The organism is Streptomyces sp. CC228A (assembly GCF_021390935.1).
In the GTDB taxonomy this organism is placed as follows: Bacteria; Actinomycetota; Actinomycetes; order Streptomycetales; family Streptomycetaceae; genus Streptomyces.
This window is the reverse complement of sequence record NZ_JAJPUI010000011.1, coordinates 78,018-96,172: the sequence shown is the minus strand read 5'-3', so window position 1 is coordinate 96,172 and position 18,155 is coordinate 78,018. Positions and strand designations below refer to the sequence as shown.

Annotated in this window: 15 protein-coding genes and 2 pseudogenes; 10 read left to right on the top strand and 7 right to left on the bottom strand. The window is 74.5% G+C overall.

Annotation, left to right across the window (positions count from 1 at the left end; translation table 11 throughout):
* Positions 1–684: 684 nt before the first annotated feature.
* Together L6E17_RS26430 and L6E17_RS26425 are read right to left on the bottom strand one after the other, a co-directional pair.
* Positions 685–1,831 (bottom strand): annotated as a pseudogene (locus L6E17_RS26430) (glycosyltransferase).
* A 90-nt stretch (positions 1,832–1,921) separates the two neighbouring features.
* Positions 1,922–3,115 carry a DUF3344 domain-containing protein gene (locus L6E17_RS26425; protein WP_236243206.1) on the bottom strand — a complete coding sequence of 398 codons (1,194 nt, stop codon included), beginning with the start codon at positions 3,113–3,115 and terminating at the stop codon, positions 1,922–1,924.
* Positions 3,116–3,406: 291 nt separating this feature from the next.
* On the opposite strand from L6E17_RS26425, the gene L6E17_RS26420 reads away from it, so the two are divergent.
* Positions 3,407–3,646 (top strand): chaplin, encoded by a 240-nt coding sequence (locus tag L6E17_RS26420; protein ID WP_236243205.1) that lies wholly within the window; start codon positions 3,407–3,409, stop codon positions 3,644–3,646.
* 568 nt (positions 3,647–4,214) lie between these two features.
* Here L6E17_RS26420 and L6E17_RS26415 read toward each other — a convergent pair.
* Entirely contained in the window at positions 4,215–4,517 is a 303-nt protein-coding gene (locus tag L6E17_RS26415; RefSeq protein ID WP_236243204.1) for a hypothetical protein, read from the bottom strand.
* 326 nt (positions 4,518–4,843) lie between these two features.
* Between L6E17_RS26415 and L6E17_RS26410 the strand changes: the two genes are divergently transcribed.
* The 3 genes from L6E17_RS26410 (at position 4,844) to L6E17_RS26400 (ending at position 6,527) form a co-directional block, all read left to right on the top strand.
* Complete coding sequence (locus tag L6E17_RS26410) at positions 4,844–5,119, top strand: aldehyde dehydrogenase family protein (protein WP_236243203.1); 276 nt, start codon at positions 4,844–4,846, stop codon at positions 5,117–5,119.
* A gap of 209 nt (positions 5,120–5,328) precedes the next feature.
* Positions 5,329–5,856, top strand: coding sequence for a hypothetical protein (locus tag L6E17_RS26405; RefSeq protein WP_236243202.1), 528 nt, complete (start codon positions 5,329–5,331; stop codon positions 5,854–5,856).
* A gap of 320 nt (positions 5,857–6,176) precedes the next feature.
* Positions 6,177–6,527: a chaplin gene (locus L6E17_RS26400; RefSeq protein ID WP_236243201.1), complete on the top strand. Its 351-nt coding sequence runs from the start codon at positions 6,177–6,179 to the stop codon at positions 6,525–6,527.
* Between the two features lie 91 nt (positions 6,528–6,618).
* Here L6E17_RS26400 and L6E17_RS26395 read toward each other — a convergent pair whose 3' ends face one another.
* Together L6E17_RS26395 and L6E17_RS26390 are read right to left on the bottom strand one after the other, a co-directional pair.
* The gene (locus L6E17_RS26395) at positions 6,619–7,482 is read right to left on the bottom strand and encodes a tyrosinase family protein (RefSeq protein ID WP_236243200.1); all 864 of its coding nucleotides are present in this window, start codon (positions 7,480–7,482) and stop codon (positions 6,619–6,621) included.
* Complete coding sequence (locus tag L6E17_RS26390) at positions 7,469–7,774, bottom strand: tyrosinase family oxidase copper chaperone (RefSeq protein ID WP_268985688.1); 306 nt, start codon at positions 7,772–7,774, stop codon at positions 7,469–7,471. Before L6E17_RS26390 ends, L6E17_RS26395 begins: the two co-directional genes overlap by 14 nt.
* Positions 7,775–8,185: 411 nt before the next feature.
* Here L6E17_RS26390 and L6E17_RS26385 point away from each other — a divergent pair, with 411 nt between their 5' ends.
* Positions 8,186–8,689, top strand: coding sequence for a DUF5949 family protein (locus L6E17_RS26385; RefSeq protein ID WP_236243198.1), 504 nt, complete (start codon positions 8,186–8,188; stop codon positions 8,687–8,689).
* Between the two features lies 1 nt (position 8,690).
* Positions 8,691–9,365 carry a vitamin K epoxide reductase family protein gene (locus L6E17_RS26380; protein ID WP_236243197.1) on the top strand — a complete coding sequence of 225 codons (675 nt, stop codon included), beginning with the start codon at positions 8,691–8,693 and terminating at the stop codon, positions 9,363–9,365.
* A 97-nt stretch (positions 9,366–9,462) separates the two neighbouring features.
* On the opposite strand, the gene L6E17_RS26375 is transcribed toward L6E17_RS26380, so the two are convergent.
* The gene (locus L6E17_RS26375) at positions 9,463–10,113 is read right to left on the bottom strand and encodes a LysE family translocator (protein WP_236243196.1); all 651 of its coding nucleotides are present in this window, start codon (positions 10,111–10,113) and stop codon (positions 9,463–9,465) included.
* A gap of 110 nt (positions 10,114–10,223) precedes the next feature.
* On the opposite strand from L6E17_RS26375, the pseudogene L6E17_RS26370 reads away from it, so the two are divergent.
* Positions 10,224–11,596 (top strand): annotated as a pseudogene (locus tag L6E17_RS26370) (PLP-dependent aminotransferase family protein).
* Between the two features lie 333 nt (positions 11,597–11,929).
* Here the strand turns inward: L6E17_RS26370 and L6E17_RS26365 are convergent.
* The gene (locus L6E17_RS26365; RefSeq protein WP_236243195.1) at positions 11,930–12,811 is read right to left on the bottom strand and encodes a LuxR C-terminal-related transcriptional regulator; all 882 of its coding nucleotides are present in this window, start codon (positions 12,809–12,811) and stop codon (positions 11,930–11,932) included.
* Between the two features lie 526 nt (positions 12,812–13,337).
* On the opposite strand from L6E17_RS26365, the gene L6E17_RS26360 reads away from it, so the two are divergent.
* The 3 genes from L6E17_RS26360 to carB all read left to right on the top strand — a co-directional run bounded on the left by L6E17_RS26360 (position 13,338) and on the right by carB (position 18,148).
* Complete coding sequence (locus tag L6E17_RS26360; RefSeq protein ID WP_236243194.1) at positions 13,338–13,544, top strand: hypothetical protein; 207 nt, start codon at positions 13,338–13,340, stop codon at positions 13,542–13,544.
* A 144-nt stretch (positions 13,545–13,688) separates the two neighbouring features.
* Positions 13,689–14,837, top strand: coding sequence for a glutamine-hydrolyzing carbamoyl-phosphate synthase small subunit (carA, locus tag L6E17_RS26355; RefSeq protein ID WP_374109154.1), 1,149 nt, complete (start codon positions 13,689–13,691; stop codon positions 14,835–14,837).
* Entirely contained in the window at positions 14,837–18,148 is a 3,312-nt protein-coding gene (gene carB / locus L6E17_RS26350; protein WP_236243192.1) for a carbamoyl-phosphate synthase large subunit, read from the top strand. Before carA ends, carB begins: the two co-directional genes overlap by 1 nt.
* The last annotated feature ends 7 nt before the right edge of the window (positions 18,149–18,155 follow it).

The window sequence follows — 18,155 nt, the reverse complement described above, 5'->3', positions numbered from 1 at the left end:
GAGCAGCAGCGCGGCGGACCGCTGGCCCGGTGCCAGGACGAGGGCGGCGGGCAGGAGGGCCGCGCAGTCGGCGGCCGCGAGCGCCACGGCGAACGGCGCCTCGCGCGGGGCTCCGGCCCGCCGGTGGCCGGGGCGGCGGCCCGTCGGGGCCGGTCCGCGGTCCTGCGCGGGCGGGCGACCCCGGCGCCGCCGGGGTGTGCGGCGGGGCGGTCCGCGCCGCCCGGTGCGCCCGCCGGACCGCCCAGGGTGTCCGCCGTGCCGGGGGCATCCGCCCCGGAGGCGCCCGCGGCGGGCCCGGCCGGTGGGCCCGCGCACGGGCCGGAGGAGCCCGCCGGGCCGGACGGGTGCGCCGGCGGCGGAGGCGTCCCGGGGGCGCCTGCCGGAGCCGAGGGCCGGCGGCCGCCTCCGGTGCCGGGGCCGCCGGCACCCCGGACGCCGCCAGGCCCGAGGACGCCCCGGGACGGCCGCCGCCAGGGGTCCCGCGGGCCCGGCGGACACCTCGGGGCCGCCGGGCCGGCCGGGCCCGCGGCCGCCGTGGACGCCGCCGGGCCCGGCCGGGGTGCCGAGGAGGCGGGTGCCTGCGGGAGGCCCTGCGCCGCTGCGGGGAGCGGCGGCGGGGTCGTACCGGCCGTGCGGGCCGGGCCGTGGGGGTGGTGCGGGGGGCGGTGTGGGCGCTGTCCGTGGTCACTGGGGGATCGGCTCTCCGAGCTCGCGGTGGCGCGGTGCCGCCGCCACCTCGCGGTACACGTCCGCGATGGCGGCGCCCGCGCGGCGCACGTCGAATCGCGTCCGTACGTGCTGCTGGGCCTGGCGGCCCAGGGCCTGCCGCAGGACCGGCCGCCGGAGGAGCCGGGCGAGCGCCGCGGCCAGCGCGTCGGCGTCGCCGGGCGGTACGAGGCAGTGCGCGGCGTGCCCGGGGGCAGGCTCTCGCGGGCCCCGTCGACGTCCGTGAGGAGCACCGGGCGGCCGGAGGCCATGGCCTCCAGCGGGGCGAGGGCCATGCCCTCCCAGCGGGACGGCAGGACGGCGAGGTCGGCGGCCCGGTACCAGGGCGCGGCGTCCGCCACCGCACCGGCGAAGACCACGGACGGGGGCGCCGTGCCGCGCAGTGCGTCCGCCGACGGCCCGTCACCGACGAGCACCAGCCGGGCCTGCGGCACCCGCTCGGCGACCGCCGGCCAGCCCTGCAGCAGCACGTCCTGGCCCTTCTGCCGGCACAGCCGCCCCACGCACACCACGACGGGGGCGGTGGCGGCCACGCCCGGCAGCAGCGCGGCCCGCTCCGCGCCGGAGGCGGCGCCCGCGAACCGGCCCGTGTCCACACCGTTGTGGACGACCGTCCAGGAGGCCCGCACCCCCGCCTGCACGCCCCTGCGGCGCTCCGCCTCGCTGACGCAGATCACGCGGTCGGTCCAGCGGGCGGCCCAGCGCTCCCAGCGCCGGGCGAGCCGCGCGGTCACCCCGTCCACCGCCTCGAACGACCAGGCGTGCGGCTGATAGACGGTCGGCACCCGGCCCCGCACCGCCATCCGGGCGGCCAGCCCGGCCTTCGCGCTGTGCGCGTGCACGAGGTCGGGGCGCACCAGCTCGACGATGCGGGCGACGTCCCGGCTCTCCGCGACGACCCCGGGCCCCGGGTCCCGGCCGCCCGCCACGGGTAGACCTCGGCGCCCCGCGCGCGGGCGGCCGCCGCGAGGGGCGTGCCGGGCGGGCAGGCGACGGCCACCCGCATGCCGCGCGCCACGTGGGCGCCGACCACGTCGGTGACCACTCTGGCCACGCCGCCGTCGCCCGGCTGGACGACGTGCAGGGCGGTGAAGGGAGGACGCACGGGTGCCCCTTTCTTCTCAGCGGTGGTGAGGTCGGACGGGCGGTGCCGGCGGCGGGCGCGGGCGCGGGTGGCGGGGCCAGGCGGTACGGGTCAGCCGGCGTCGGCCTCCAGGAACAGCGCGCCGAGCCACAGGAAGTCCCGCTCCGTGCGGATGCGTACGCCGATGTCGTCCGCTCCGGTCAGCAGGGCCCGGCGCAGGTCGAACACGTCGGAGTCGTATCCGAGGGTGTTCCGGTGGGCCGGTTCCCGGCGGATCCGGTCGCGTCCGGAATCGGTGATGCTGGAATTGAAGACGTCGTCGGCAGAATTCGCGGGGTCGGTGAGCGGAACGGCCCGGCGCGCACCGTGCGGTTCGAACGTGAGGGAATCCCCGGTGATACCGCGGTCCCCGTCGTACGCGACCATTCCGAGCCGTCCGTATCCGCCGACCGGAATACGCATCCGGCCGAGATCGAGGCGCAGTGCGCGGTGCTCCGCGGTGACCGTGTCGAATCCGTCCCAGAGGGACAGGTGCCGTAGCGGGGCGCCTTTCTTCGCGTAGGCGACGACCAGGGTCCAGCCGCCCCACGCTCCGACTCTGGTGCGTCCCATGGCGACGTTGATCTGCGCCACCGTGTACATTCCCGGCCCGGAGTTCCGGACGAGGTCGGTGACGTCCGCGGTGGCCTGGAAGGCGTCGGCGCCGTCGGCGGTGCGGTGCCCGATGACGGAGTCGGCGAGGAGTTCCTTGTAGGCCCCGCCGGGCTCGGCCACGAGGACCCGGCCGTTGTCCTTGTGCGGCTTCTGCTCGCTGACCAGGAGATTGCCGCCCCAGTAGAGCCGGGCGTAGGTGACCTGGGCGTCCTTGGGCAGGGCCAGCTCGGCGCGGCTGGAGTTGAACGTGTTCGGGTCGTCGTCCACGTCCGTGTAGAACATGTCGTACCCGTGGTTGGCGACGACCGCGGGCACCGCGGCCGGACGGCTCTTCCCGTCCCCCGCGCCTTGCCGCCCCTTTCCGCCCTGCGGGGTTTTCCCGGTGCGGGCGGTGACGCACGGCATCACCGCGGCGCCGTCGCGGGCGGCGGACTCCCGGCAGGTGATGGCGGAATTCGCGGCGCGGGCGATTCCGCCCCGCTGGACGGCGTAGTACCGCTGGGTGAAAGGAATACGGTCCTGCTCCTTCACCCGCGGAGCGCGGGCCGACGGGGGCGCGGCGGCCACCGCGGGGAGCGCGGCGGCCAGCGCCGCGCACGACAGGAGGCAGACCAGGCCGCGCCGCACGGCAGGAACCACGGGATTCCGCATACAGGTTCTCCGCTTTGAGGAGTGGGGGAACAGCGCGAAGAGAAGCCGACAACGGGAGGGGGCAGACGATGACCACACGAGCAAAACACGAGACATTTGACACATGGCCGGATCAACACGCGCATTTTTCTGATCTGTTCACCGGATGCCGTAACGGTCCTGCGCGGGCGTTCGAGCGCGGCGCCCATTCACCCGTTCGGTAGCGAAACCAGAGCTCGGCTCACGCGTTCTTGAAGGAGTCGGCCGCGTCGGCCGCACTGCTTCACACCGACCTGCTAGGAGTGCTCGACCATGTCCCGTATCGCGAAGGCTGCCGTTCTCACCACCGCCGTAGCCGCGTCCATGGCCGGTGCCGCCGGCGTCGCGAACGCCGACGCCGGCGCGGAGGCCGCCGCCGTGAACTCCCCCGGTGTCGGCTCGGGCAACGCCCTCCAGGTGCCGATCCACGTCCCCGTCAACGTCTGCGGCAACACCATCGACGTCATCGGCCTGCTGAACCCGACCTTCGGAAACGTCTGCGTCAACGACTGACGTCGGCTCAGCCGGGCTTCGCACCCCCACGGTACGGCGCCGCCGCTCCGGGACTCCCCCGGGCGTCGGCGCCGTTTCGTGTGCGGCCACCCTCTTGGCGGCGTGACCGCGCACGCCGCCGCCCGCGCGTGTCGCGGGCCGTCGAAGCAGGTCGGAGCGGTGGGGCCACCCGTTGGGCGCAGTCACCCTGCGTACATCACGCGTTTGCGGGGCCGCAGGGCCGGCCGCAGCGTGTTGTCACCAGTCCGACGTGCACCGGAAGGAAGAACCCACGCATGCGCCTCCTGACATCCCGTCGTGCCGCGACCGCCGCGGTCTGCGTCGCGCTCACGCTCGGTGCGGCGGGACCCGCGGCCGCCGCCGCCCCGCAGGCCCGCCCGGCCCAGATCGCGGCACCCGACCCTGCGAGCGTCCTCGACTCCGTCCAGGAGACGCTGGACGGCCTCCTCGCCGACCTCGACAAGACCCTGCAGTCCCTTCTCGACACGATCAGCGGCCTCCTCCCCGACATCGAGCTGCCGGAGATCACGCTGCCGGAGATCACGCTGCCGGAGCTTCCCGACATCCCTCAGGTCCCCGAGGTACCGCAGGTGCCGGAAGCCCCCGGCATTCCCGCGACCACGCTCCCCGCGACCACACTCCCCGCCCTGCCGGAGATCCCCGCCGCGCCGGAGATCCCCGCCGTGCCGAACGTCCCCGCCATGGAGGCCCCCGCGGTCACCGGCCCCTCGGACGTGTCCGGCGTGCTCGACACCTCCGCCGTGGCCGAGGACTTCGACGGCGTGTGGGACGAGTCCTGGGACCTGCCGGACACCGGCACGGCCCCGTCCGCGACCGGCACCGCGACCGAGCAGCCGCAGTCGGCCGTCACCCTGCCCGCCCTGCCCGCCGGGGCCGCCGCCCCCGCTCCTGACCCTTCCGCGCGCCGCGCAGGCGCCCGCGGCACCGGGCCGGGCCCCCTCGACCGACCGAGCGGACCCGGCCCGCCCGCGTGCCCGCGTCCCCTCGCCGCCTCTCCGGCATTGCTGGGCTTTGCTTTCTTTCCGATATTTCACACTGGTCCGAGAATCCGACCGGCGCAGCACATCGTTCGGGTGCTGTCGAGAAATTCCCGGCTTTCCGAGTTTCCGCCGCGCGGGGGACGTCGTTACAGAAGGCGTAGGACACGGACGCCTTTTCAGGAAGGACTCTCCCCCGATGAAGCCCACGAAGGTCGCCGCCGTCGTCGCCGGTTCCGTGATGGCCATGGGCGCGGCCTCCCCCGCCCTCGCCGCCGGCAGCGCGGCCCCCACCAGCCTCACCGGTGCGGTCGACGTGCTGAGCGCACACGCCCTGCACGAGGCGGTCCCCGGCGACGCCGTGCAGACGGTGACCGACAGCGACCTGGTCGGCAAGGTGTCGGACACCGCGAGCGACCTGGACACCTCCGAGCAGGCCGCGCCGCTGCTCGGCGGCCTGCCGCTCGGCAAGTAGCGGCACGCGGGCACGGGCGGGGCGGAAGCGGTGGTCGCCGCTCCCGCCCCGCCGTCTCGTTCCCCCGCACCGGCACTGCTGCAAGCAGGCGAACCGGCGCGCCCCTCCCGGCGCACGCTCGTTCATGCAGGCAGCGGCACCCCGCAGCACGCCCACACGTCCCCACCTCCACCCCTCGCAGTCACACGTCCGGGAAGGCGTACGCAGAAATGAACGTGAAGTCCCAGGCCGGTACGGGCCTCCTCGCCGCCTGTCTCGTGTCCGCGGCCGCCGCGGCCATGGCGGCGCCCGCGGCCGCCGCCGAGGCACCCGTGGAGGTGCCGCTCCAGCCCCTGGGTGCCGTGCTCCCCATGGCGCCGCCCTCCCTCAGCACGGGCGTGCCGCTCCTCATGCCGGGTGCGCCCGAGGGGCTCGGCCGCACCACGGAGGGCGGGCTGCCGGAGCTGCTGCTCCTGCCGCGCACGCCGCTCGGCGCCGAACTGCCGGAGACCTCCCTGGAGGCGCCGCTGCCCGGCCTGCTCGGCGGCCGCCCGCTCGGCACCGCGATGCTCACCTCCGACCGGTCCGACATGAGCACCTCGGCGCCCGGCGCCTCGCTGGGCGAGCCGCTGTCCCTCGCGCCGCAGGGCGGGCAGTCCGGCCTGCCGGGCGTGCAGCTGCCGAAGGCGGCGCTGCTGGCGCCCGCGCTGTCCGGGGCGCTGGACACCGACCTCGGCCTCAGCGGCTCCGATTCCTGACCAGGCCCGCCCGCGCAGGAGTGAAGAAAGCATTCATCCCGCCACCCGCACGGCGACCGCTCGTTGGACCCGGCGGCTTGTCGCAAGGTCACCGGCCCGTGGTACCGCACCGGGCGACGACGCAGCCGGCGTCGTCGCCCCCGCGGTGCCACGGGCCGTTCCCGTGCGTCCGGCCGCGCGGCCGGCGCGCCCTCCGGGCCGCGTTGCGCTCTTGGTGTGAGAGCCCCGGCGCGCCCGTGACCCGCGGTGTCCCGCGGCGTTGAAGGGCGTGACGACCGCGGTCCGCGGTCCCACGTCTCTTACACGCACAAGGAGATTTGATGTCTCGCATCGCGAAGGCCGCCGCCGTCCTCGTCGGCACGGGTGCCGTCGCCCTGAGCGGCGCCGGCCTGGCCGTTGCCGACGCGGGGGCCAGCGGCGTCGCCGCCAACTCCCCCGGTGTCCTCTCGGGCAACCTCATCCAGGTTCCGGTCAACGTCCCGATCAACCTGTGCGGCAACACGGCCAACCTCGCCGGACTGCTGAACCCGGCGTTCGGCAACGCCTGCCTGAACGTCGGCGGCGACCACGGCAACGGCGGCAGCCACGGCCCCGAGCACCCGGGCCACCCCGGCCACCCCGGCCACCCGGGCGGTGACAACGGCGGCGAGCCCGGCGGCTACGGCGACTGACGCCCCGCCAGGGACTCCCTCCCTACGGCTGCGGCCCCCGGCGCTCACGCACCGGGGGCCGCAGCCATGTCCGCACCGGACGGCCGCGCGCTCAGCCGTAGCGGTAGAGCCCGCTGTGGTCCTCCAGCTGCGCGGGCGTGACGTCCCACGGCGGCATCGGCTCGTCGCGCGCCACGACGCGGCCCCGCTGCGCCGAGCCGGCCGGCGGCTGCGCGGCGGGCAGGTAGGGCGCCCCCGGGTTGCGCCGCTGCCAGCGCGACCACACCAGGTCAACGAAGGCGTGGTGCAGCCAGAACACCGGGTCGTTGACCGAGGCCCCGCCGAGCATGTGGCCGCCCACCCAGCGGTGCACCCGGTTGTGGTTGCGCCAGCGGGCGCTGCCACGGCCCTGCCCCCAGCCCTCCAGCCGGTTGCGCAGGCCGCCCCGGCTCGTCGAGTTCCAGGGCTCCGTGTCGTACACCGCCTCACCGGTCGCCCAGGCCAGCTCCTCCCGCGTGGGCAGGTCCAGCGGGTCCTTCGGGCGTCCGAGGTCGCGGGTGAGGAAGCGGTCCTCGGTGACGCCGACGGAGACCGTCCAGTTCCCCGCGGCGTACGCGAAGGGGCCGGTGGTCACCTGGAGGTCTCCGCGCCTCCCGTTGCCGCCCATGAAGTCCTCCCCCCAGGGCGGCCCCACCGGCGACCGGTCCCGCGTCCAGTCCCAGTACGGCACGGTGACGGCCGGGTCGACCTCGCGCAGCTCCCGTTCGAACTCCAGCAGGTACTGGCGGTGCCACGGCAGGAACGACGGCGCCATGTGCGCGGCCCGCAGCCCGGTGGCGCCGTCGGCCTTGTAGTAGTCGATGTGGGTGCGGACGAACCGGTCGTACCGTCCGGCGCGCTTCAGTTCGAGGACCGCGGCCACGAAGCGGCGGCGCTCGGCCGCGGTCAGGTCGCGCTGGTCCTTACGCGTGTGCACCGCGCTGCCCTCCCGTTCCCTGGTGCGTCCGGCCCCGCAGCGCGCCGCCGTGCGCGGCGGCGGCGGGCGCCAGCCGGGCGGCGCCCAGCTCGTCGACGGCCGCGCGGGTGGCCGCGAGCGGCGTCGGATACGCCTGGTAGTGGTCGACCAGGCTGACGTAGCCGCCGTCGGCGCAGCGCATGAGGTGCAGGGGGCGGCCGTCGACGAGGGCCTGGCACTCGGCGGCGTCCGCCGGCACGGGGCGGCCTGGATGCGGCGGCCGCGGTACATCTCGTCGAAGCCGCCGTGCCAGCGCTGCCTCGGGCGCCGCGGGGCGGCGGGCTCCGGGCGCCGCCGCGGGGCGCGGCGGCCACGCGGGCGAGCGCGCCGCCGCTGAACGCCGCCGCTCCGAGGCTGAACAGGGTCCTCAGTGCGCCGCGGCGCAGAACGGCCCCGCGCAGGCGGGGGAAGCGGCGGTCGGTGGGGGGCTGCTGACTCTTGCCGATCATGAGGTGATCTCCCGTACGGGTCGCGCGGGCGGTGGTCTCCCTCCCGCCGGGCACAACGACGCCGTACGAGAACCGTTCCGGAACCGTTCCTGAGTGCGAATCCGCTCCCTTGGCCGCGCCCTGACACGATCAGGTGAGCCGGGCGGTCCGCCGGTGGGCCGAACGGGTGGAATCGCGGCCGGACGGCCCGTTCGGCCCCACTAGTATCCGGCGCCATGACCTCTTCCACCGCCGTATCCCCCGAGCAGAAGCGTTCCCTTGTGGGAACGCTCACCGTCATCCCGTGGGTCAGCGAGCCCACCCCCGAAGACCCCGGCAACCCCATGCTGATGGTCTACTCGCTCGGGGACGGCCCTGAGGGCCCCGAGGCCGTCGAGGAGGCGCTGCGGGCGCAGCTGGAGAAGCTGGGCCTGTCCATCGGGGAGCGGCTGGTCGACCTGGGCCGGGACAGCCGCATCCCGGTCACGCTGCTGGTGGAGGCCGAGCAGGCCGTCCTGACGCTGCCGTTCATGAAGGTGCAGTGCCCGGTGCCGCCGGAGTGGGAGAGGGCGGCGCACACCAAGGGCCAGGTGTACCTGATCTTCGCGGTGCGGCCGTGGCCGGAGGCGGTGCCCGGCAAGGAGGTCCCCGCCGAGACCCTGCGGGACTTCGTCAACGGCGAGGGGATGCTGGAGGGCAGCGCACACTGCCTGGCGCCCGTGCTGAGGGTGCGTACCTGACATGGCGACGACGACGCGCGACACCTACGGGGCGCACGGGGCCGACGCGGCGCACGGGGCCGCCCCGGCCCGGCCCGGCGGCGCCGTCCCCGCGCCGGACGGGGCCGGGGCGGGCCGCGGGCTCGCCTGGACCCTGGTGGCGACGGGCGCGGCGGGGCTGCTGGCGGCGTGGGTCATCACGCTGGACAAGTTCCGGCTGCTGGAGGACCCCGACTACGTGCCGGGGTGCAGCCTGAACCCGGTCGTGTCGTGCGGCAGCGTCATGGAGAGCGCCCAGGCGTCGGTGTTCGGCTTCCCGAACCCGATGCTCGGCCTCGTCGCCTACGGCATGGTCGCCGCCGTCGGGGCGGGGCTGCTGGCGGGGGCGCGCCACCGGCGCTGGCACTGGCTGGGGCTGAACGCCGGCTGCCTGTTCGGGGTGGGCTTCTGCACCTGGCTGATGCAGCAGTCGCTGTACGTCATCAACTCGCTGTGCCTGTGGTGCTGTCTGGCGTGGGTCGCGACCATCGTCCTCTTCTGGTCCGTGACCGCGCACACGGTGCGCCACGGGATGCTGCCCGCGCCCGCGGGGGTGCGCCGCTTCCTGGACGAGTTCGCGTGGGCGCCGCCCGTACTGCACCTCGGCGTGATCGGCATGCTGGTGCTGACCCGGTGGTGGGACTTCTGGACGGGCTGAGCCCGGCACCCGAGGGGGCCCGGTCCGCGCCGTCGGCGCGGACCGGGCCCTTTTCCCGTACCCCCGGCCGGACGGCGGCGCGGGCCGTCCGCGCGTCTCAGCTCGTGGCCGCGGCCGGGGTCCTGGCGTCGAGCGCCAGGGCCGCGGCGAGCCCGCCGAGCACTCCGCCCATGGCGTAGCGCTGGGCGCGCAGCCACCCGGGGCGGCGGGCCAGGACGACGGAGACGGTCCCCGCGGCCAGGACGATGGCGAGGTTCACGCTCACGCTCACCACCACCTGGACCGCCCCGAGGACGAACCCCTGCGCCATGGTGCTGCCCGCCTCCACGTCGATGAACTGCGGGATCAGCGAGAGGTACATGATGGCGATCTTGGGGTTGAGGAGGCTCGTCGCGAGCCCCATCACGAAGAGCCGGCGGGGCGGGGCAGGGGCCGCCTCCTGGGGGGCGAAGACCGACACGCCGCCGGGCCGCAGCGCGTTCCACGCCAGCCAGGCGAGGTAGCCCGCGCCCGCGAGCCGCACCACCGCGTACAGCTCGGGCACGGCGACGAACAGCACCGACAGGCCGAGGTTCGTGGCCACCAGGTAGACGAGGAAGCCCACCGCGACCCCGGCGAGCGAGACGACGCCCGCGCGCCGGCCCTGGGTGACGGACCGGGAGACGAGATAGATCATGTTCGGTCCCGGGGTGAGGACCATGCCAAGCCCCACCGCGACCATGCCCAGCAGGGCGCTCGCCTCCACCATCGACCCTCCCCCTTCCGCGGCGCCCTGACCGGACGGTCCCGCAACGCCGCCTCGAAGCGAGCATATTGACAGCATTACCTCGGAGCAATAAGAACATTGCTCTCGGTGCAATGGATGGAAGTGTGGGGGCTGCTTTGACGGACCTGGCGGAGTATCAGCGCGTGGCGGACGCCGTCGCCGCACAGATCGCGGACGGGCGGCTGCGGCCGGGCGACCGGCTGCCGCCGCAGCGCCGGTTCGCCCGGCAGCACGGCATCGCGGCATCCACGGCGGCACGCGTCTACCGCGAGCTGGCCCGCCGCGGGCTGACCGTGGGCGAGGTCGGCCGCGGCACCTTCGTACGGGCCGCCGACGCGGCGGCCGCGTCGCCCGCGCTGAGCGAGCCGCCCGACCGGCCGGTGAACCTGGAGTTCGCGCACCTCGCCGTCCCCGAGCAGGCGGCACTGCTGGCGGGAGGGCTCGAACCGCTGCTGCGGCCGGACGTCCTGGAGTCCGCGCTGCGGCCCGTCGGCGCGGCGGCACCGCCGCGGCCCGCGCCGCGGCCGCTGACCTCCTGGCCCGCGGCGGCTGGCGGCCCCGCCCGGAGCGGGTGCTGTTCACCGGAAACGGCCGTCAGGCACTCTCCGCCGCGGTGGCCGCCCTGGTCCCGGCGGGCGGCCGGCTCGGCGCCGAGGAGCTGACGTACCCGGTGCTGAAGTCCCTGGCGTCCCGGCTCGGCGTCACCGTCGTCCCCCTGGGCATGGACGCGGAGGGCGTCCGGCCGGAAGCCGTGGAGGCCGCGCACCGGGGGGCGCCGCTGCACGCGGTGTACCTCCAGCCGACCCTGCACAACCCCCTCTCGCTCACCATGCCCGAGGCCCGCAGGGCCGCGCTGGCGGCGGTACTGCGCCGCTGCGGCATCCCCGTGGTGGAGGACGCCGTCTGGGGCTTCCTGCACGGGGACGCCGAGCCCTTCGCGGCCCTGGCGCCCGAGCGGACGGTGCTGGTGGACAGCCTGTCGAAGCGGCTGGCCCCGGGGCTGACCGCAGGCTTCGCCGTGGCGCCCGACGTGTGGGCCCCGCGGGTGGAGGCGGCGGTCCGCTCCGGCGGCTGGGCCCCCTCGCGGTTCGCCCTGGAGGCGGCCGTCCGCTGGCAGGCCGACGGGACCGTACGGGCCGTGGTGGAGGCCAAGCGCCGGGAGGCGGCCCGGCGCCAGGAGGTGGCCGGGCGCCACCTGGACGGCTTCGCGGTGCGGACCGACCCGCGGTCGTGCTTCTGCTGGTGGGAGCTGCCGCCCGCCTGGCGCGCCGACCTCTTCGTGGCGGCGGCGGCCCGGCAGGGCGTGGCGGTGACCCCGGCAGCGGCCTTCGCCGCCGACCCGCACCGCGCGCCCCGCGCGGTCCGCCTGGGTCTCGCGTCGCCGCCCCTCGACGTTTTGGACCGCGCCCTGGCGGCGCTGGCCGCGCTGGCCCGCAGCTCTCCGGACGGCCTGCTCGCCGGTTGAACGGAGCGCCCGCGGAGCGGCAGCAGCCGGGGCCGTCAGCGCAGGAGAAGGCGGCGCGGCACGTCAACGGCGGGGCCCGCAGCGGCGCGGCACGTCAACGGCGGGGCCCGCACCGGGCGCCCACCCGTGCGGAAGGGCCGGTCCGCGTACGAGCGGGCCGGTCCGCACGGTCGACAAGCCCTCTGCGGGGCCTGGTTCGACGGGGCAGCGGGCCGGCCGGGCCTTCGGGAAACCGCAGTCGGGCGTGCCGCGGGAGGCACCGGCCCCTGGGCAAGGGGCGTTGCAGTGGCGCACGCGACGGCACGGGCGCCCGCCGCCCGAGGCGGGGGCGGGTCAGTCCTTGGGCGCGCCGAGGCCCAGGAGGTAGCCGAGGTGGGTGCGGTTCTTCGCCCCCAACTCCTCTTTGATGCGGGCGATATGGGCCTGCAGGGAGCGCTCGCTGATGCCGAGCCGGCGGGCGACGACCTTGTCCGAGTGGCCTTCGGTCAGCATGTGCCGGATCGCCTGCCGGATCGGGGGGATCACCTCGGGTGCCGCGCGGGCGGCGTGGTTGGGGACGAAGGGAAACGGTCCTGCGCGGTCCCAGGAGCGTTCGAAGACGTCGACCAGGAACCGCACGACGGACGGTTCCGTGATCATGGAGGCATCGGTGCGCTCCGGGTTGGCCGCGATGAAGACCGTGCACCGGTCGATGATGATCATCCGGTCGAAGAACTCGGTGAGGGTGCGCACTTGGACGCCGTAGTCGGTCACCGTGCGGACGTACGACTTGGTCGCCTCGTCGAAGCGGGCGGAGTGCTGGTAGATCGTCCGCATGCTGACGCCCTGGGCTATCTGGCGGCGGACCGAGTCGAGTGCGGTGTCCAGCACCTCCTTGGGGCGGGGGCCGTCCGGCTGGGCGGTGAGGATCTCGGTCCCGGCCCCGTCCAGGGCCTCGCGGATCGCCGCGTTGATCTCCGGCAGTCCGTGCAGCCTCCGCACTCCCGGATCGGCGCCCCCGCCCTCGCCCCGCCCGGACGCCGCGGTGGACCAGGACGCTTCCTTCGCCGACCGGTAGACGTGGTGGGCCTGCTGCCGGACCTGGCACGACAGATGGTCGAGTGCTTCCGCGACCGCCCAGAGCGAGGGGGGAGCGGAGGGTTCCGCACCATCGGACGCGGCGTCCGATTCCCGGCCGGAACCGGAACCGGCCCCCGGAGCGACTTCATCGGTCAAGCCTGCCATCTCAGCACTCCCCCGGGCCCACCCCCCCAAGAGCCCCATTTGTCAGCTCTTGCGCCTCATCGCACACTTCCAATCTTAGCAATGCGATTACCTGAACCATCAAGGACCTTTTGCTTCATCGATCCGTAATGAAGACTCCCTGAGGGACGCCGAGGCGGGGGACCGAGGCGAAACGCACGAACCAGATCACGTCTGCGGGGGACCTCTGATGTCGCGTAGATTTTCGGCGCACGATGGCCGATTTCAGCGCTTCCGTGCCCGTGTGCACGGAACCGCGTGTCCCTGCCGCGCCGTCGGCTGACACGCCTGCCACCTGCGATCCGGCACCCCACGTGCCGGAAACGCCAGCAGGCGAGGGGGAGCACCCCCGAGAGCGGCCCGGGCGCCGTCGACGAAGCGCCCCGGCACGCCCCATCCCATTCCGCGGTGCGGGCTGCCCAGCGGCATGCCATGACGGTGAATGTCCATAACTGCCGAGCGATCGTCCAGACCTCCTATCGATGAATTCAGGACAATCATGAGCCGCAACAGAATGATGATTCTTTCCGCCCCTTCCTCCTTCTGCGTACTCTCCGCTCTGCTCGTCTCGGCGTTCACCGCCGGCCCCGCCGCGGCCGCCCCCGCCTCGGGCGGCCTGTCCGCCTCGCCCTCCGCCAGTGCCGTCCAGTCGCTGCACGACGTCGGCTGGAACGTCGCCGGGCCGGTCTCCGCCGCCGCCCGCTGAGCGACGCGGCCCGCCACGGCACGCTCCGTGGCCGTCCCCGATGCGCCACCGCCTAGGTACACCTGTCCGATTCAAGCTCTTGCCGTTTCAAGACCCTGCTGATTCAGACCCTGCTGTGTCCGGCCCTGACGCCTCGGGGCCCGGCTGTCGGAGCTCGGAGGGAGAACCGTGAGTGCGTCCGCGGCGCAGGCTGCGCTGGTCCTGGAAGATGGCTCGGTGTTTCGGGGGAGGGCCTTCGGAGCGCACGGGCGCACCCTGGGCGAACTGGTCTTCCAGACCGGCATGACGGGCTATCAGGAAACCTTGACCGACCCGTCCTACCACGGTCAGATCGTCGTCCAGACAGCCCCGCAGATCGGCAACACGGGGTGGAACGACGAGGACGACGAGTCCGCCGGCATCCAGGTCGCCGGCTACGTGGTGCGCGACCCCTCCCGCACGGCGTCGAACTGGCGCTCGCGGCGCGAACTGGGGGACGAGCTCGCCCGGCAGGGGGTCGTCGCCATCGCCGAGGTCGACACCAGGGCCCTGACCCGGCGGATCCGGGCCGCGGGTTCGATGCGCGCCGGCGTGTTCTCCGGGGACGCCCTGGCCGACCGGGACGCCATGGCCCAGCAGGTGCTGTCCGCTCCCCCGATGGCCGGCGCCGAACTGGCCTCCCGGGTCGGCACCGTACGGCCGTACGTCCACGAGGCGGCGGGGACCCGCAGGTTCCGGGTGGCGGCCCTCGACCTCGGGGTGAAGACGAACACGCTGCGGATGCTGGCCGACCGGGGGATCGCGACGCACGTGCTGCCCCCGTCCAGCTCCCTGGACCAGGTCCTGGAGACCGAGCCGGACGGGGTGTTCCTGTCCAACGGACCGGGCGACCCGGCGGCCATGGCCGCAGTGGTGGAGCTGACCCGCCGGGTGCTGGAGCGGCGCATCCCGCTGTTCGGCATCTGCTTCGGCAACCAGATCCTCGGCCGGGCCCTGGGCCGCGGCACGTACAAGATGCTCTACGGGCACCGCGGCGTGAACATCCCGGTGGTCAGCGCGGCCGACGGCCGCGTCTCCATCACCGCGCAGAACCACGGGTTCGCCGTGGAGGGCGAGGCGGGGGAGCGCTTCGGCACCCCCTACGGGCCCGCGGAGGTCTCCCACCACTGCCCCAACGACGGGGCGGTGGAGGGGCTGCGCTGCCTGGACGTACCCGCCTTCTCCGTCCAGTACCACCCGGAGGCCGCGGCCGGCCCCCATGACGCGGCCGCGCTCTTCGACGCGTTCGTCGACCTGATGGGAGGGGCCCGCTGATGCCGCGCCGCGAGGACATCAAGCACGTACTGGTGGTCGGCTCCGGGCCGATCGTGATCGGCCAGGCCTGCGAGTTCGACTACTCCGGCACCCAGGCCTGCCGGGTCCTGCGCGAGGAGGGCATCCGGGTCAGCCTGGTCAACTCCAACCCGGCGACGATCATGACGGACCCCGAGTTCGCCGACGCCACGTACATCGAGCCGATCACCCCGGAGTTCGTGGAGAAGATCATCGCCCAGGAGCGGCCGGACGCCATCCTGGCCACCCTCGGCGGGCAGACCGCGCTGAACTGCGCCGTCGCCCTCCACGAGCGGAACGTGCTGCAGAAGTACGACGTCGAGCTGATCGGCGCGGACGTCGAGGCCATCGCCCGGGGCGAGGACCGCCAGCGGTTCAAGGACATCGTCGCGTCCGTCGGCGCGGAGACCCCTCGCAGCGCCGTCTGCCGGTCGATGGAGCAGGTGCGCGCCACCGTCGAGGAGATCGGCCTGCCCGTGGTGATCCGCCCGTCGTACACGATGGGCGGCCTCGGCTCGGGCACGGCCCGGACCCCCGAGGAGCTGGAGACCCTGGCCGCGGCCGGACTGAAGGAGAGCCCGCTCGGCGAGGTGCTGATCGAGGAGAGCGTGCTCGGCTGGAAGGAGTACGAGCTCGAACTCATGCGGGACCGCAACGACAACGTCGTCGTGGTCTGCTCCATCGAGAACGTCGACCCCATGGGCGTGCACACCGGCGACTCCGTCACCGTGGCCCCGGCGATGACCCTCACCGACCGCGAGTACCAGCACATGCGGGACGTCGGCATCGCCGTGCTGCGCGCGGTCGGGGTGGACACCGGCGGCTGCAACATCCAGTTCGCGGTCAACCCCAGGACCGGCGCGCTCGTCGTGATCGAGATGAACCCGCGGGTGTCGCGGTCCTCCGCGCTGGCCTCCAAGGCCACCGGCTTCCCGATCGCCAAGATCGCGGCGAAGCTGGCCATCGGCTACACCCTGGACGAGATCCCCAACGACATCACCGGGGTGACCCCCGCCAGCTTCGAGCCGACGCTCGACTACGTCGTCGTCAAGGTCCCCCGCTTCGCCTTCGAGAAGTTCCCCACCGCCGACCCGGTCCTCACGACCACCATGAAGTCCGTCGGCGAGTCCATGGCCATCGGCCGCAACTTCGCGGAGGCCCTCGGCAAGGCCCTGCGCTCCGCCGAGACCGCGGAGGCCGGCTTCTGGACCGGCCCCGAGGAGGCCGGGGCCGACGGCCCGGCCGCCGCCCTGGAGGCGCTGGCGGCCCCGCACGACGGCCGCCTGTACACCGTCGAACGCGCGCTGCGCCTCGGCGCCACCGTGCAGGAGGTCCACGAGGCGTCCGGCATCGACCCCTGGTTCGTCGACCAGGTCCTCGCCCTGACCGAGCTGCGCCGGGAGCTGGCCGAGGCCCCGGAGCCCGACGCCGGCCTGCTGCGCCGCGCCAAGCGCTCCGGCTTCTCCGACCGGCAGATCGCCGCGCTGCGCCCGGAGCTCGGCGGCGAGGAGGAGGTCAGGGCGCTGCGCCACCGGCTGGGGGTGCGGCCGGTGTACAAGACGGTGGACACCTGCGCCGCCGAGTTCGCCGCGACCACGCCGTACCACTACTCCGCGTACGAGGCCGACCCGGACGCCGAGTCCGAGGTGGCCGCCCGTCCGGAGCCGCGGCCGAAGGTGCTCATCATCGGCTCGGGCCCCAACCGCATCGGGCAGGGCATCGAGTTCGACTACTCCTGCGTCCACGCCGCCATGGCGCTGCGGGAGGCCGGCTACGAGACGGTGATGGTCAACTGCAACCCGGAGACCGTCTCCACCGACTACGACACCTCCGACCGCCTCTACTTCGAACCGCTGACCTTCGAGGACATCCTGGAGGTCTACGACGCGGAGCGCGCCTGCGGCGAGGTCGCGGCCGTGGTGGTGCAGCTGGGCGGCCAGACCCCGCTGAAGCTCGTACGGCGGCTGGCCGCGGCCGGCCTGCCCGTCGCGGGCACCGCCCCGGAGGCCATCCACCTGGCCGAGGACCGCGAGTCCTTCGCCGAGGTGCTGGCCGGCGCCGGACTGACGGCGCCGCGCCACGGCATCGCCCGCTCCCTCGACCAGGCGCGGGACGTCGCCGAGAGCATCGGCTACCCGGTGCTGGTCCGCCCCTCCTACGTGCTGGGCGGGCGCGGCATGGAGATCGTCCCCGACGGGGAGGCCCTCGACGCCTACGTGCGGCGCGCCGCCGACGTCTCCCGCGAGCACCCGCTGCTCGTCGACGAGTTCCTGGAAGACGCCATCGAGATCGACGTGGACGCGCTCTGCGACGGCCGGGAGGTCTACCTGGGCGGGGTGATGGAGCACGTCGAGGAGGCGGGCGTGCACTCCGGCGACTCGTCCTGCGTCCTGCCGCCCTACACCCTCGACGCCCAGGACATCGACACCGTCCGCCGGCACACCGAGGCCATCGCCGCCGCGCTCGGCGTGCGGGGCATGCTGAACCTGCAGTTCGCGCTCAAGGGGACCACCTACTACCTGCTGGAGGCCAATCCCCGGGCGAGCCGGACCGTCCCCTTCGTGTCCAAGGCGACCGGTGTCCCGCTCGCCAAGGCCGGCACGCGGATCATGCTGGGCGCCACCATCGCCGGCCTGCGGGCCGAGGGCCTGCTGCCGGCGCACGGCGACGGGGCGGGGCAGCGGGCGGGCGCGCCGCGCGCGGTCAAGGGACCGGTGCTGCCGTTCCACCGCTTCCGCACCCTGGACGGGGACGGTGTGGACAGCCGGCTCGGACCGGAGATGAAGTCCACCGGCGAGGTCATGGGGATCGGGCCCAGCTTCGACATCGCCTACGCCAAGGCACTCACCGCGGGCGGCTTCCCGCCCCCGCTGTCCGGCCGGATCTACGTCTCCGCGGCGGAGTGCCACGTGCCGCGCGTCGTCCCGGCGCTGCGGACCCTGCGCGGCATGGGCTTCGAGACCGCCGCCGACCCGGAGAGCCACGCCCTGCTGCACGAGGCCGGCTTCACCGCGGACGTCCGCCACGACGGCGACCCCGCCGCGCTGCGGGAGTGGTGCAGGAGCCGCGAGGTCAGCCTGGCCGTCAGCCTCCTGGCCACGGGCACGGACCGCGGCGTCGACCGGGCGCTGCGCACGGCGGCCGCCCAGCACTCCGTGCCCTGCGTCACCACGCCCTCGGCCCTGCTCGCCATGGTCCGGGCCATCCGCACCAGGAACCGGCTCGAATTCGAGGTCGGCGCCCTGCAGGACCTGCACGCCCACCTCCACAGGGGGTCGGAACGGCCGCACTGAGCGAAAA